Source organism: Candidatus Amarobacter glycogenicus (assembly GCF_016704105.1).
GTDB lineage: Bacteria > Chloroflexota > Dehalococcoidia > Tepidiformales > Tepidiformaceae > Amarobacter > Amarobacter glycogenicus.
The window spans coordinates 1-13,432 of sequence record NZ_JADJAT010000015.1 but is presented as its reverse complement, the minus strand read 5'-3'; the positions used below and the strand labels follow the sequence as shown (position 1 = coordinate 13,432).

Below are 13,432 nucleotides of genomic sequence, written 5' to 3'. Positions count from 1 at the left end.
GAACTCGAGTGTCACGCCCACGACCGTGTAGTCGAACGTACCGACGTATTGTTCGTACCGTAGGAACTCCAACGGGGGTGAGCCCTGGTGGCGGTGGTCATATGTCGCAATCTGAGCTGGTTTTGCGTCAGTCGTGGCGAACCAGATTGCCACAGTGGGTGGCCCGCCAGCGGGGTCGCCTCCAGGGAATGTCCGGCCCGGCTGCGGGTCGAGCATGAAGAGGAGCACGAGACGACCGTCCGTCCGGTCCGCGACCATCGAGAGACGAGGATTGCGGCCCCTGAGGTCGTAGCCAATGGCCTCGCGAAGCTCCTCGCGCGTGAGGCCTGCTCCCTCGTAGAAGTTGGGTGCGAAGAACTCAAGGACCGTCCCCTTGGGGATTTCGCGCCTTGCACACTCGTCGACGCTTCGGACGATGATTGATTCACAAGTCGCTGGGTTCCAGGCGAAGAAACTCAGCACTCCATCGATGTTCGCTTGCTCGACGGCGTCGACGAATCGCTGGAGATTGGAGTCGTGCGCCGCCACCGCGCGCCTACCCTCTTCGATCATCGGAGCGTCGCGTAGGGCGGCTGGGGTGGGGGTCGGGGGCTCAGAACTCGGTTCGAAGTCCGCCATAGTCGTAGCCCAGGCAACGACGCCCACGGCCGCCACTGCCACGAGCCCCAGCGCGAGGCCGCGCCGTCCTGATGAATTAGCCCAATTCCTCATCTTCTTCACTCCTAGTACCCTCCTGAGCCGTTGTACACGGATGAATCGGAGCCCCATGACATCGCGGACCACGATTGGCACGCGTATGGGCTGTAGTCTGGAGAGGTCCCGGTCCCACCGCTTCGTTTGTAGTCGGGCGATCCTGAACTGGCATACGTTGACCCGTCCCAATAACCAGGACACTCGGCGAACGGAGCGTAGTTATTATTGAAGTGCTTCCTTGGGTTGGGATAGAACACGTTGTAACACTCCATCCCGTTCGCCCAACAAGTATCGGACGAACCTCCGTTGGAATAGGTCATGTAATACGAAAGAACCGCTGCCAGATGAGAGTGCGCGCCGGGCGTGCCGCAGGTCGACGCAGTTCCAACCGTTTTGTAGAACCACTCTCCAGACGTATCCACTTCTTGCGTATACTGACTCCCAGACGGCAGGTCGTTCAGATGCAAGATATCGACCGTGACGTTGTAGTCGTCGTACCAGACTCCGCCGTCTAACCGCTGAAGGCGGGCGCGCGTACGACAGGACCCCTCCGCCCAATATTGAAAGCGGAAAGTGTAACTATGGCTCCCGGGGCTCAGCAACCAACCTCTGATCCAGGCGGAATTGCTATGGGCGAAATCTCTCGCCGCCCTCCCCCCGTCATTGAAGTGAAGCCCGGCCTGCGAGCCACCGGCGGAGTTGCTCGGCATCACCTGAACCACCCAGGGGCTGGCGGCGTAAGCTCGCTGTCCGGTGTAGAGGCCCGCAATCAGGAGAAGAACAATCCCGGCGGCTAACGCTGCGACGAACACGGGTGCTGTGAGCTGCTTTTTCATGGTCTTTCAATCCTTGGCCTTCGATTCGTGCGGCACCGTCCGAGAGTAGTCCCGGCTTCTCCAGGCTCACAATCCCTCTCTTCGGCCACCCCCAAACGGCCACGCCCGATCGGCGGGGGTCACCCGGTCCCGTGCCCTCTCGATCCACCAGACCGCCAGCCCAACTCGCCCCTCCACGCCCAACTTGTGACAGGCGTTCGCGACGTAGTCCTTCACCGTGCTCGGGCTAAGCCCGGTCGCCATCGCGATCTGAGCGTTCGACTTGCCCTCCGCAACCAGCGCCACCACTTTCCGCTCCCGCGGGCTGCGCCTGCGACGCGTGCTGCCAGCTCGATGAACGTCGCCGTCCCGCTGAACTCCGCACCTGATATGGCGAGGGCGACGCCGCCGGATTCCGCCATCACGTCCTGCGGGGAGGTCAGCGCTGGGGCGCTGCCGCCCTGCCGGTCGTCGCTGGGCAGGGCGAGGACGACGGAGACTGCCAGCACGGCAACGATGGCGGTGACGGCGCCAACCTGGCGTCCGCGGCGCATCAGTGAGCCGCTCCATTGAAGTATCCGGACGTTGCCTGGTAGCCCATCGCGCCTCCTATATAAGCACCGTACCACGCCGTTGTATTGACCGCACAATCGTTCGAGTTTTCGCAAAGAAAGGTGAAGCCTTCCCCTTTTCCACCTGGCTGGACGGATAGGTCGCCAAACGAGTACTGGGACCTGGACACCCAACCGTTGTTGATATCCATCGCGAAGCCGGGTTCCACGCTACGAAAGGGTTGGCCCTGGCCAACCCTTTCCTCGTCGGTATGCACGAAGGCCCTTGACGCCGCGCAAAAGTGGCGTGAAAGCCCATTCGGTTCACGGAGTCCAGGGCACAAACTCGAACCGAGAAGGATGACCATCGCCCATGAAGTTGAAGTTGACCGTCCCGCCGCCAAGGGGCGCGGGGCTGTCGGCTGGCGTCCAACGGCCGGCCGCTGCGAGATGTGGGCCCGATGTGGCGTCGAACAGAATGCCTATGATCAAAACATCAACGAGCTTGCCACCTTCCATGAGCTCGAGCGTCGCTGCGGCGAAGGACCCGCAGTCGCCGTTGGCGCTACCCACCACGGGCACCCAATCGCCCGGGCCGCCGCTGTCCGTTGTGTGCCGGAGGCGACGAACGTTGACAAGAACTCCTGGAAGCCAGCGAGATCTTCATAGCGCGAGGACTTCTCACCGACGGCGTAAGCGGTGATTGTTTCCTGCGGATGGAGTGAGCACACGCCCGTCTGAGGCCGTGCGGTGCCGTTGGCCGGACAAGTCACAGTGGTCGGCACGGCATCCCGGACGAGGGACTCAATTTCCCCGGCCTGCAAGGATTGAGCGAAACCCAGGGAAAAGTCGCACACTGCCCGCAATGTTGGGCAACTCGTGAGAGCCGGCAGAACAGTCGGAGCCTCGGTCGCAGCAGCGGTGGCCTTCTTGTCGTCAGGGCTCAACGTGGCCGGAGAACCTTTGGAAGAGGTTTCGTTTACACAGCTCGCAGAAAGGAGAATCATCCAGGCCATAGTGGCGAGCCACAAGTAGATCTTCATCCCAATCACCTGCCTAAAAGTCGAAATACGGATTGTTCAGTTCCGTCGTGCTTGTATTGGCGCCACCTAAGTATCCCACGCCTTCATTGGCGGCGACATCTGTATTGCAATCACTGGAGTTTCCTCCGCTGCGACTGCAGGGTCCACTCAGGGATGTGTCTGCAGCATTACTTGGTCCATCCCAGTCGAACACTCGGGCATAATCTTCGTAGTTGTACACCTGTATGTGCACATGTTCTCCCCAGCAGCCGGCTTCTGTGGGAGCTACGTAGCCAATTACTGCGTTATCTCGCCCATTTGTCTCAGATATCACAGTAGAAGTCTCAGAGTACTGTAGCGTATCGATGTGCCCAAGAGTGATCTCGGCGTTCAGTTCCCACTGTCCCTGAGACGTCTTCGTCTGAACGTAGAATGTCTGAAACCCACCGTTTGTACAGTTACTATCCCAAGTACCTGTAGGCCCGGCGATTACCCGGTAGTATCCGCCAGCCCCTTGTCCGTCGATTCCGGCCGGATTTATGTCGATCCAGACCGAGTTATTATCTGACCCGTTGATATCCATCGCCCAATCGCCGCTAATAAGGCCGGCCTTGATGCATGTCCGTCATCGAACTGCGGGGGAGTCATATTTCTCCCAGTCAGAGCAACTCACGCCGTCGTGAAATCTACCTGGGCTAGTAATCCAGGCGCTTGACGATCTTGGGGAGATGACCACATAGGTACCATTCTGCTCCACAGCGGTCGCTCGATCACCCTGGATGATTGCCGCGGCCGGGGCGAGCAGAAGGCTAATTGCAAGGCCCAGCCTCCACTTGGTTGTCAACATTGCGATTCTCCTTTCTACCCACGTCCGGCAAGATAATGAACGGTAGTAAGAAAGGCACTTCGTCTCTTCGGATCTATCCCATCGCCTTCAATCGATCGGCCCTACCCGTTCGCGGCCTGCTCATGCTGCCGCCACCACAGCGCAAGCAAAGTTCGGTTGTCAACGTCGGCCTTATGCATCGCGTTCGCCACGTAGTTCTTCACGGTTGGCTCAGCGAGCCCGAGTTCCAGCGCGATCTGCTTGTTCGTCTTGCCCTCGGCCACTGCAGCTACTACTCGCCGCTCCTGCGGGCTGAGATCTTGGTGCATCGCTCGCCTCCACAACCTCCCGCTCCGGGGGGGGGTATGCCATGTATAGCACATCCGCGTGGCCCGCTGCGATCGCCCGCCTTTCCTTTTACACCGGTCTTTGGCCCTTAGCCCCCCAAAACGGTATACTTTGACTAGCGGTTTCCCCGCCCCAGATTCGAGCAGCCCGTTGACCATCGAGCCCACCTCGAACGTCCGCCCCGTCCAGATAGAAGACGAAATGCGCACGAGCTACCTCGATTACGCCATGAGCGTCATCGTCTCGCGCGCCCTCCCCGATGTGCGCGACGGCCTCAAACCCGTCCAGCGCCGCATCCTCTGGGGCATGTTCGAAGGCGGCTCGCGCGCCACCACCGCCTATAAGAAGTCCGCCGCGACCGTCGGCGAGGTCATGGGCAGTACCACCCCCATGGCGACCAGGCCGTCTACGACACGCTCGTCCGCATGGCCCAGGAATTCTCCTCCGCTACCCCCTCATCGATGGCCAGGGCAACTTGGCTCCGTCGATGGCGACCCCCCCGCCGCCATGCGCTACACCGAGTCGCGCCTCTCCACCATCGCCGAAGAACTCCTCGCCGATATCGACCAGGACACCGTCGACTTCGAACCCAACTACGACGGCCGCCACGAGCAGCCGAGCGTCCTCCCCGCCCGCGTCCCCAACCTGCTCCTCAACGGCTCCAGCGGCATCGCCGTCGGCATGGCCACCAACATCCCACCCCACAACTTCAACGAACTCGCCGACGCCATCGCCCTCCTTATAGATAAGCCGGAGTCGACCCTCGACGACCTCCTCCAGATCGTCAAAGGCCCCGACTTCCCGACTCACGGCATCGCCCTCGTCGGCAAGGACAGCTCCCAGGTCCGCATGGCCTACGGCGAAGGCCACGGCCGCGTCGTCATGCACGCCCGCACCACCATCGAGGAATCGACTCGCGGCCGAACCGCCATCATCGTCACCGAACTGCCCTACCAGGTGAACAAGGCCCTCCCTCGTCGAAAAAAATCGCCGACCTCGTGCGCGACAAGAAGATCGAAGGAATCGCCGATCTGCGTGATGAGTCCGATCGCACCGGCATGCGCATCGTCATCGAACTGAAGAAGGAAGGCTCCGTCGCCCAGGTCAAGAACCTGCTCTTCAAACACACCGCGATGCGCTCCAGCTTCTCCATGAACATGATGGCGATCGTCGATGGCGCACCCCGCCGGCTCGGCCTCAAACGCGCCCTCGAACTCTTCATCAACCACCGCCGCGAAGTCATCCGCCGGCGCGCCGAACACCAGCTGGCGAAGGCCCGCGAACGCGAACACATCCTCCAGGGCCTCCTCAAAGCCATCGAAATGCTCGACGCCGTGATCATCACGATCCGCGCTTCGGAATCCGCCAACAACGCCCTCGAACTCCTCCAGGGTACCGGCACCGTCCTCGCCGAACGGCTCCCCGCGAACGCCCCGGCCGCCGCCCGCGAACTCGCACGCGCCAACCCCTTCGATTTCACTGAGCTGCAGGCCCGCGCAATCCTCGATATGCAGCTCCGCCGCCTCGCCGCCCTCGAACGGAACGCTCTCCTCTCCGAATACGAAGAACTCATCAAGAAGATCGCCGAACTCGAGGACCTTCTCGCCAACCCTCGCAAGATCGACTTCGTCGTCCGCGACGACATCATCGACCTCAAGAAGAAGTACGGCGACGCCCGCCGCACCGAAATCGTCGAAGCCGACCCCGAAGACTTCCGCGAAGAAGACCTGATCGCCCACCAGGACAGCGTCATCACCCTCAGCATCCGCAACTACATCAAGCGCATGCCCCTCGAAGAGTTCCGCCAGCAGCGCCGCGGAGGCCGAGGCGCCAAGGGCGCCCCCACCCGCGAAGAAGACGCCGTCATGAAGCTCGTCGTCTGCGACACGCACGACAACCTCCTCTTCTTCACCGACAAGGGCAAGGTCTACCACCTCCGCGGCTACGACGTTCCGGATACGAAAAAAGCAGGCCAAGGGCCTCCCCATCGTCAACCTCATCGAAATCGAGAACGGCGACCGCGTTACCGCCATCCTCGTCGTCAAGGACTACAGCCGCGACTTCATCCTCCTCGCCACCCGCGAAGGCGAAATCAAGAAGACCCTCCTCAAGGAGTTCGAAGAGGTCCGCCGCAACGGCAAGATCGCCATGGACCTCGAACCAACCGACCAGCTCATCGCCGCTCGCATGGCCGCCGAAAGCACCCAGGTCATCCTCGTCTCCAGCGAAGGTCAGGCAATCGTGTTCAAGATCGATGACCTCCGCCAGGCCAGCCGAACCAGCGGCGGCGTCCGCGGCATGAAGCTCGCTAAAGGCGGCTACGTCGTCGGCGTCGAGACCCTCGACGATGGCGAACAGCTCCTCATCATCTCCGAAAAAGGCTTCGGCAAGCGCACGCGCCTCAGCGAATACCCGGTCCAGGGCCGCGGCGGCCAGGGCGTGAAGACGCTCAACATCACCGACCGCACCGGCAACGTCGCCGCCTGCCGCGTTGTCGAGCCCGGCCAGGACCTGATGCTTGTTACCCGCGACGGCATCGTCGTCCGCACCCGCGTCGATTCGATCAGCCTCATCGGCCGCAACACCCAGGGCGTCACCGTCATGAAAGTCAACGAAGGCGACCAGGTCGCCAGCATCGCAGCCTTCACCATGTCCGACCCGGTCGAGGGACGCGATGTGACCGACGTCAGCGCCAACGCCAACGGCGCCCACGACGACGACGAACAGGTCCTGAACGAGACGATCCCCCTCGAACTCGACGAAGAGGAATAGTCACCCCGGTCGTTCTTGGCCACGGAGCCATGTCGCCAGCCCCGTCGTACCTACCCGTTAGGGGCACGGCCAGCTTCACGGCCGCGCCACGTAGTAGGCGTTCATCGGATGGCTGATTCCCTGCACTCGATCGAACTCGCTGAACCCGGCGTTCATCACCATCTCCCTCATTGCCGGTTCCGGGAGGCCCCTCAGCCCGAGTCCCCACCCATCGGGCGTTGAGGTACTCGACTGCAGGCAGAGGGCCAACGAGTACCCATACAGCATAGCTGCCTGTGGCTGGCGCCGGTCCTCGTTGAAGTCGGTGTGCGAGTCCGCATCGATGATGAACCAGCATCCCCCCGGCTTGATCAGCTTCCTGACCGACGCGGCCATCACGTCTGGCCGCGGCAGGTCATGGAGCATGTCGGCGGTGATCACCAGGTCGAACTCCGGTGTCTCCGGGAGGGGAGTCCGTTCCGGGTTGACGAATGACACGTTGGTGAGTCCGGCCTCCGCGCGAGATGCCTCTGCGAGCTCCAGCATTGCGTCCCAGGTGTCGTAGCCGACCACGCGGCTGCGCGGGAACGCCGCAGCGATCGCCAGTGGCGCTCCGCCGGCGCCGGAGCCGATGTCGCAGGCCGCACCGCCGTCCCTGAGTTTCTCCACGACGCCGGGGAGCTGCGGCAGTGCCTGCTGGACGAGCGCGTTCCTTGCCCACGTTTGAAGCGGTCCACGCGCCACCTGTTCGGTCCGGCTGGCGCTGGCTTCAGCGAACGACTTGCCGATGCCCGTCCGGAACGCGTCTTTGGCGCTCTCGAACAGTTCAACCGTCCTTCGTGGGTCGTCCCAGATCCCGGCGACGAACGTGGAGCTGTTGCTATCGTGGAACATTCCGCGCGCCGGCTCGTCGAGTTCGAACCGCCCGTCTTCGCTGTAAACGAGGACGCCCGCGGAAGCCTGCTGGCGAAGCCATTCCAGGACGAAGCGTTCGCTCAGCCCGGACGCAGCGGCGACGTCGGCTGCTGTCATCGGCCCCCGTTGTGCCATCGCCTCGTACAGGCCGAGCTGTGTGCCCAGCGTGATGCACAATCCCGTGATGAAGCCGCTAACAGCTCCAAGGGACACCCCCTGGAGAGCCATCGCGCGGTCTGTTGCTGGTGCAGTCATCAGAAGTTCCCTCTTTTCCCGGCGTCAGCGTTCATTTCGACCTGTCTATTCTTCCCTTCGGTCGCGAATGAACGCAGGTCGTCCCAGTCCCGCTGGGCGGTCCCGATGACGGCGGCCAGCTTCACGGCCGCGCCACGTAGTAGGCGTTGAACGGGTGGCTGATTCCCTGCACCCGCTCGAACTCGCTGAACCCGGCATTCATCACCAGCTCCCGCAGCGCCGGTTCTGGCAGGCCCCTGAGCCCGAGTCCCCACCCATCTGGCGTCGCAGTACCCGACTGCAGGCAGATGGCCAACGAGAATCCGTACTGGTTGGCCGCCTGTGGCTGGAGGCGGTCCTCATCGAAGGTCGGACGCGGGTCCGGGTCGATGATGAACCAGCTTCCCCCCGGCCTGATCAGCTTTCTGACCGATGCGGCCATCAGGTCTGGCCGGGGCAGGTCGTGGAGCATGTCGGAGGTGATCACCAGGTCGAACTCCGGCGTCTCCGGGAGCGGTGTGCGCTCAGGGTTGTAGAAGGCCACGTTGGTGAGCCCCGCTTCGTTACGGAATTCCTCCGCCAGCTCCAGCACGGCGCTCCAGGTGTCGTACCCGGCGACTCGGCTGCGCGGGAACGCCGCCGCAATCGCCAGCGGTGCCGCCCCCGCACCGCAGCCGATATCGCAAGCAGCACCACCGTCCCTGAGTTTCTCGATGACGCCGGGGAGCTGCGGCAGCGCCTGCGGGACGAGAGCATTCCTTGCCCACACTTGTAGCGGTATACGCATTGCCACCTCTCGCACCGGGGTGGGGTTGATCTCACCGAACGGCCTGCCGATTCCGGTCCGGAACGCTCCTTCGGCGCTCTCGAACATGTCGACGAACCTTTGCGGGTTGTCCCAGAACCCCGCGACGAAGGAGGGGCTGTTGGTGTCGGCATACATCCCGCGCGCGGGCTCGTCGAGTTCGAACCGGCCGTCTTCGCTGTAGACAAGGACACCGGCGGACGCCTGCTGGCGCAGCCACTCCAGCACGAAGCGCTCGCTGAGCCCGGCCGCGGCCGCGACATCGGCTGCCGTCATGGGCCCCCGTTGTGCCATCGCCTCGTACAGGCCGAGGCGCCCGCCCAGCCGGATGCACAGTCCTGTGACCAAACCGCCAACAGCCGCTGCTTGCAGGGATTGGAGCGCCATCGCGCGGTCTGTTGCTGGTGCAGTCATGCTTACCTCCGCTGTCCCGGAATGCTGAGTAGTGGATGAAAGGCGGCGAGGCAGCGCGAAGGCGCCAACATCTGCCTTCGCAACTGCCCCGCCGCTGCCGGCGCCGAAATATCGACCCGCAGGGGGTGCTGGTCGAATTCGAGCGGGCTGCCGCTGGCCGCCGCTGCCGCTAGTCTCGAGGCATCGCCATGCATGGGTGCCAATCGAACTCGAGCCAGCCGGCGTAGTAGGTGGTGATGTGGCCGATGTCGGCGATGCTCTCCGCCTCTACCACCAGCGCGCTGGGGGCGGTCCCCAGGACAAACCAGGAGTCCAGGATCTTGCACGTCGGCGGGAGGCTTGCTGGGAGTTCGCGGCGCTTCTTGTCCAGCTCCGGGGGATTGGCCCCGGTCTTGCGCCGTGCCTCGTTCACCGGAGAGTCGGCCGCCGGCCGCCAGTACCCGATATAGGTTGTTGCCATGGTGTTTTCGTTCCTTTCGTTGCCTCGTCCGATACCCTGTGGCTACTTGCGGCAGATGTAGTAGTTGTTGCTCGGGTCGCTGTCGATCCGCTTCGTCTCGATGTTCGTGAAGCCTGCCTCGCGGAAGAGCTCGTGGGCCTTCTGCTCGCCCCACATGTTCCCGAGACCTTCGCCGCCGAGGGCGAGCGAGACGGTCATACAGTGCATCGTCGAGGCCGAATACATCATCGGCGCCATCGGGTTGTCCATGTTCTCGTGCAGGTTGCTCGAACCGGCGATATCCACGCAGAGGAAGGTCCCGCCAGGGCGAAGCGAATCGGCGATACCCCTGAGCACCTTCCGCGGGTGCGCCTGGTCGTGGATCGCATCGAACGCGGTGATGAAGTCGTAGGCCGGCGGCCCGGAAAGCGTCGCCACATCCTTGACCTCGAACCGCGCGTTCTTCAGCTGCAGCCCCTGGGCCTCTTCCCGGGCGGCGTTGACGCTCACTTCCGAGAAGTCGAAGCCGGTGAAACGGCTGTTTGGGAACTGCTTCGCCATCAGGTTGATCGCATGTCCGCTGCCACAGCCAACGTCTGCCACATCAATCCCGGCCTTCAGACGCTCGACCAGTCCGGGCACCAGGGGCAGCGTGGTGGAAATGAGTGACGCGTCGTAGTTCGCCGCGCTGATTGCCGCCATTACCATGGGGAACTTCGTGAACTTCGAGTAAGGGATGCCGCCGCCGTTCCGGAAGCAGTCGGCCAGGCTGTCCAGGGTCTCGCCAAACCCGATGAATGACCACGCCCACAGGCCCATGTTCACCGGTCCAGCAGCTGTCGTGAGCGACGCAGCGTGCTCGGCCGGCAGCGAGAACCGCGCGCCCACCGGGTCGTAGTCGACGATGCGCCCCGTCGTCATCGCTCCCAGCCATTCGCGCACGTACCGCTCGTTCAGGCCCGCGGCCGTCGCGATCTCCTGGCTGGTGGCCGGGCGCATGCCGGCCATCGTCTCGAAAAGGCCAACCTCGTGGCCCACGCTCGTCATCATCATCAGCGTCCCGCTCGAGATCATCTCCATCATCCGCCCGCCGAACGCCGCCGCCTTGTCCTGGTCCATCGCTGTTGCCGTTGTCATGCCGGGATTTCCTTTCTCGGTTTGCTGCGCAGAAACGTGGCAAACCCCTGGTTGGCGCCTTTCTACGCGGTGAAATTCCCCGATGTCAAGAGGATCAACTGCGGAATCATGCGTGTTGCGTTGTCTTCGTGATAGGCGCACACTCTGGGCATGGCCTCAGAAGACGCCTCCGCCGACGCCATCAAGGGCGGCGCGCCCTGGCGAGTCGAAGCGAAACGCATCGAGCGTCAGCTCACGGAAGCGCTCGACTTCGCCGCTCTCACTCCCGACATCGCGTTTGTCGCTTTCCTCAAGGCGTGCAGCCAGTTCGGTTTCTTCCGCTTCGGTCCCATTACCCTCGATGTCGACGTCCTCGAGGACATCCTTCTCCGTACCCACCCCCGCGGAGATGGAGGGCCGGAGTACCCTCTGGCCTCAGAGGAGTCCATCGCCCTCGGGAGGTTGGGGTGGGACCTCTTCCGGAGTTCGGAAGTTTCCCCGGCCAACGCGAAACCCTCCTGACCTTCATGCATTGGGGCAAGGACCTGCCCGCTCGAGTGTTCGGAGAGCTAGGCGTCACCCCTCAGGACGTCGAGCAGTACATCTCTGAGCTTTCATCGGGGTCTCGCGGAGCCCGCCCCGCCTCGGGCAGGCTCTTCAGCACCGACGAGGCCGCTGAGTATCTGGGTGTCCACGTGCAGACTATTCGCGCATGGATTCGCTCTGGTAAGCTTCCCGCCTCCCGGCTGGCCGGGATGAAGTCGATTCGGATTCGTGAAGCGGATCTCGAAGCCGTCCTCGAACCCATCGATCCCAGCTCCGCCGAGGACTAGGAAAGGAGGAAGGTCCGCATGCCGCTCTTCGTCGTCTCGCGCACGTATCAGGAGACATCCGAGGTTGAAGATCCGGAGTTCGGGATGGTCCACTTCCTCGCCATGGCGTGGAACGAACCTCGATACGACTGGGTCCGTTCGTTCGGCAGGTCCAGCTTTGGCTTCTGCGTTTACCGGGGGCCAGATGCGCTCGAACTCGGCATCCAGCATCGGCTCTGCCGCCTCGACTACGACGAGGTCCGCGAAGTCGAGGAGGTGCCTGGTGCCTCCAGCGGACCGGGGATAGACAGCGCTCCGGATGGCTGGTCGCTGTTCCTCGCGGAACGGACCTTCCCACAGGGCTCGAGCAGCGCGGATGTGCTCCACGCGAACGCGCCCCACGCCGAGGGAGTTGCTTGCGCCCTCTGGCTCCGGTCGTACTGGGATCCCGAACGCACAACCAGCCGTTGCATCTTCGCTGCCGAAACGAGTGAGGCCGCCCGCGGAGCAGTCTCGCTCTCGCCGCATCGGGTCGATCGCTTCGTCAAAGTGGGCACGAACCATCCATCCACCTGGGGATACCTCTACGACCGGATGGCCCTCCCCCGCCACTGGGAGACTCCCGGCCCCGCCTGACCCTAGCCCGCCGCTCCCGTAGCCTGACAACCCGATGGGCATCCTCCTCGGGCTCGGCGCCGCGTTTTCGTGGGGCACGTCCGACTTCCTCGGCGGGCGGTTCACCCGGAAGTACCCCGCTTTCACCGTCGGCCTCGTCTCCCAGTCGTCCAGCCTGCTCGCCCTCCTCCTCGTCGCCGCCATCGTTCGCCCCGAAGTCCGCGCCGAAGCCATCGCCTGGGGGCTCGCCGCCGGCGTCTTCACCAGCTTCGGAGGGATGGCCCTCTACCAGGGCCTCGCGACCGGCGAGTCCGCCGTCGTCGCCCCGCTCTCGGCATGCGGCGCCGTCGTACCGGTCGCCTTCGCCTTCGCCACTGGTCATGCTCCCTCCGGCCTCCAGGATGCAGGCATCGCCCTCGCCCTCGCCGGGACCGTGCTCGTCTCGCTCCCCCCGGAAGGGGCCCGCTTCACTTCCAGCCACCATCTTCGGCCGGTGCTCTTCGGCCTCGGCGCCGCCATCGGCTTCGGCGTGTTCTTCATCCTCGTCGACCGCGGGACACAGACCGACGGCGACGCCATCGTCGTCATCGCGGCCGCGCGCTTTGGCGGGACCGTCTTCGTTGGAGGCTCCGGGCTCCTTACCAGGTCACTCGTCTGGCCCGGCCGGGGATCTGCCGAAGCTCGCCGCCGTCGGCCTTATCGATGTCACCGCGAACGGCGCCTACGCCTTGGCAAGTAACCGAGGAACCTTGCCGTCGCCTCCGTCCTCGCGTCGCTCTACTCCAGTCCAAACCCTCGTCCTTTCGCGACTGTTCACACAGGAGCGGTTTACCGCGATGCGAATCACCGGCTCGGCGCTCGCGCTCGCAGGTCGCGGCATCCGACCGGCTGAGCCGCCGTCCCACTCCCGGACAACAAAGGCGCGCGGGGAACCGCGCGCCTTCGTTCTGAGTCCGGCTTCGCTCAGGCCGTCCGGAATCGGCTCGCCGCCTGGTTCAGCGCTTCCGCGAGGTCGCGCATCTGCCCGGCCGTGGCCGCGAACTCCTCGGATTGCGCCAAGCTCCTCCGTCGAAGCC

The 13,432-nt window shown here is 63.6% G+C and carries 14 protein-coding genes and 2 pseudogenes; 8 read left to right on the top strand and 8 right to left on the bottom strand.

All coding sequences use genetic code 11. The features are described from left to right. The 4 genes from IPG14_RS11070 to IPG14_RS11055 form a co-directional block, all read right to left on the bottom strand. A partial coding sequence (locus IPG14_RS11070; RefSeq protein WP_343391871.1) for a hypothetical protein occupies positions 1–792 on the bottom strand: 792 nt, incomplete at its 3' end. Positions 793–1,595: 803 nt separating this feature from the next. After that, positions 1,596–1,814: a helix-turn-helix transcriptional regulator gene (locus tag IPG14_RS11065; protein ID WP_343391870.1), complete on the bottom strand. Its 219-nt coding sequence runs from the start codon at positions 1,812–1,814 to the stop codon at positions 1,596–1,598. After that, a complete protein-coding gene (locus IPG14_RS11060; protein ID WP_343391872.1) occupies positions 1,742–2,062 on the bottom strand; it encodes a hypothetical protein in 321 nt (106 codons plus the stop codon). Before IPG14_RS11060 ends, IPG14_RS11065 begins: the two co-directional genes overlap by 73 nt. Positions 2,063–4,029: 1,967 nt before the next feature. Then, positions 4,030–4,236 carry a LuxR C-terminal-related transcriptional regulator gene (locus IPG14_RS11055; protein ID WP_343389351.1) on the bottom strand — a complete coding sequence of 69 codons (207 nt, stop codon included), beginning with the start codon at positions 4,234–4,236 and terminating at the stop codon, positions 4,030–4,032. Between the two features lie 169 nt (positions 4,237–4,405). On the opposite strand from IPG14_RS11055, the gene IPG14_RS11050 reads away from it, so the two are divergent. From IPG14_RS11050 to IPG14_RS11035, 4 genes and pseudogenes are all read left to right on the top strand, one after another. Then, positions 4,406–5,335: a DNA gyrase subunit A gene (locus IPG14_RS11050; RefSeq protein ID WP_343391869.1), complete on the top strand. Its 930-nt coding sequence runs from the start codon at positions 4,406–4,408 to the stop codon at positions 5,333–5,335. Then, positions 5,254–6,078, top strand: a pseudogene (locus IPG14_RS11045) (DNA gyrase subunit A); the annotation flags it as partial. The gene IPG14_RS11050 and the pseudogene IPG14_RS11045, both read left to right, overlap by 82 nt. A gap of 133 nt (positions 6,079–6,211) precedes the next feature. Next, positions 6,212–6,382 (top strand): annotated as a pseudogene (locus IPG14_RS11040) (hypothetical protein); the annotation flags it as partial. A 21-nt stretch (positions 6,383–6,403) separates the two neighbouring features. After that, entirely contained in the window at positions 6,404–7,027 is a 624-nt protein-coding gene (locus IPG14_RS11035; RefSeq protein ID WP_343391868.1) for a DNA gyrase C-terminal beta-propeller domain-containing protein, read from the top strand. Between the two features lie 75 nt (positions 7,028–7,102). On the opposite strand, the gene IPG14_RS11030 is transcribed toward IPG14_RS11035, so the two are convergent. The 4 genes from IPG14_RS11030 to IPG14_RS11015 form a co-directional block, all read right to left on the bottom strand. Further along, positions 7,103–8,176 carry a class I SAM-dependent methyltransferase gene (locus IPG14_RS11030; protein WP_343391867.1) on the bottom strand — a complete coding sequence of 358 codons (1,074 nt, stop codon included), beginning with the start codon at positions 8,174–8,176 and terminating at the stop codon, positions 7,103–7,105. Positions 8,177–8,297: 121 nt separating this feature from the next. Next, a complete protein-coding gene (locus tag IPG14_RS11025; RefSeq protein ID WP_343391866.1) occupies positions 8,298–9,374 on the bottom strand; it encodes a class I SAM-dependent methyltransferase in 1,077 nt (358 codons plus the stop codon). Positions 9,375–9,543: 169 nt separating this feature from the next. Further along, positions 9,544–9,834 carry a DUF3303 family protein gene (locus IPG14_RS11020; RefSeq protein ID WP_343386929.1) on the bottom strand — a complete coding sequence of 97 codons (291 nt, stop codon included), beginning with the start codon at positions 9,832–9,834 and terminating at the stop codon, positions 9,544–9,546. A 42-nt stretch (positions 9,835–9,876) separates the two neighbouring features. Further along, positions 9,877–10,950 (bottom strand): class I SAM-dependent methyltransferase, encoded by a 1,074-nt coding sequence (locus IPG14_RS11015; RefSeq protein WP_343391865.1) that lies wholly within the window; start codon positions 10,948–10,950, stop codon positions 9,877–9,879. 150 nt (positions 10,951–11,100) lie between these two features. Between IPG14_RS11015 and IPG14_RS11010 the strand changes: the two genes are divergently transcribed. The 4 genes from IPG14_RS11010 to IPG14_RS10995 are packed head-to-tail and all read left to right on the top strand — an operon-like array spanning position 11,101 to position 13,095. Then, positions 11,101–11,451 (top strand): hypothetical protein, encoded by a 351-nt coding sequence (locus IPG14_RS11010; protein ID WP_343391864.1) that lies wholly within the window; start codon positions 11,101–11,103, stop codon positions 11,449–11,451. Further along, a complete protein-coding gene (locus tag IPG14_RS11005; RefSeq protein ID WP_343391863.1) occupies positions 11,397–11,762 on the top strand; it encodes a helix-turn-helix domain-containing protein in 366 nt (121 codons plus the stop codon). The genes IPG14_RS11010 and IPG14_RS11005 overlap by 55 nt, the downstream gene beginning before the upstream one ends. Positions 11,763–11,780: 18 nt before the next feature. Then, a complete protein-coding gene (locus IPG14_RS11000; protein ID WP_343391862.1) occupies positions 11,781–12,377 on the top strand; it encodes a hypothetical protein in 597 nt (198 codons plus the stop codon). A gap of 34 nt (positions 12,378–12,411) precedes the next feature. Next, positions 12,412–13,095 (top strand): EamA family transporter, encoded by a 684-nt coding sequence (locus IPG14_RS10995; protein WP_343391861.1) that lies wholly within the window; start codon positions 12,412–12,414, stop codon positions 13,093–13,095. Positions 13,096–13,432: the final 337 nt, after the last annotated feature.

Excerpts from the sequence above, each read along its gene's own strand:
- IPG14_RS11020 (WP_343386929.1), bottom strand. The coding sequence starts at position 9,834 with ATGGCAACAACCTATATCGGGTACTGGCGGCCGGCGGCCGACTCTCCG.
- IPG14_RS11025 (WP_343391866.1), bottom strand. The coding sequence starts at position 9,374 with ATGACTGCACCAGCAACAGACCGCGCGATGGCGCTCCAATCCCTGCAA.
- IPG14_RS11060 (WP_343391872.1), bottom strand. The coding sequence starts at position 2,062 with ATGCGCCGCGGACGCCAGGTTGGCGCCGTCACCGCCATCGTTGCCGTG.
- IPG14_RS11030 (WP_343391867.1), bottom strand. The coding sequence starts at position 8,176 with ATGACTGCACCAGCAACAGACCGCGCGATGGCTCTCCAGGGGGTGTCC.
- IPG14_RS11015 (WP_343391865.1), bottom strand. The coding sequence starts at position 10,950 with ATGACAACGGCAACAGCGATGGACCAGGACAAGGCGGCGGCGTTCGGC.
- IPG14_RS11000 (WP_343391862.1), top strand. The coding sequence starts at position 11,781 with ATGCCGCTCTTCGTCGTCTCGCGCACGTATCAGGAGACATCCGAGGTT.
- IPG14_RS11035 (WP_343391868.1), top strand. The coding sequence starts at position 6,404 with ATGGACCTCGAACCAACCGACCAGCTCATCGCCGCTCGCATGGCCGCC.
- IPG14_RS11055 (WP_343389351.1), bottom strand. The coding sequence starts at position 4,236 with ATGCACCAAGATCTCAGCCCGCAGGAGCGGCGAGTAGTAGCTGCAGTG.
- IPG14_RS11010 (WP_343391864.1), top strand. The coding sequence starts at position 11,101 with ATGGCCTCAGAAGACGCCTCCGCCGACGCCATCAAGGGCGGCGCGCCC.
- IPG14_RS10995 (WP_343391861.1), top strand. The coding sequence starts at position 12,412 with ATGGGCATCCTCCTCGGGCTCGGCGCCGCGTTTTCGTGGGGCACGTCC.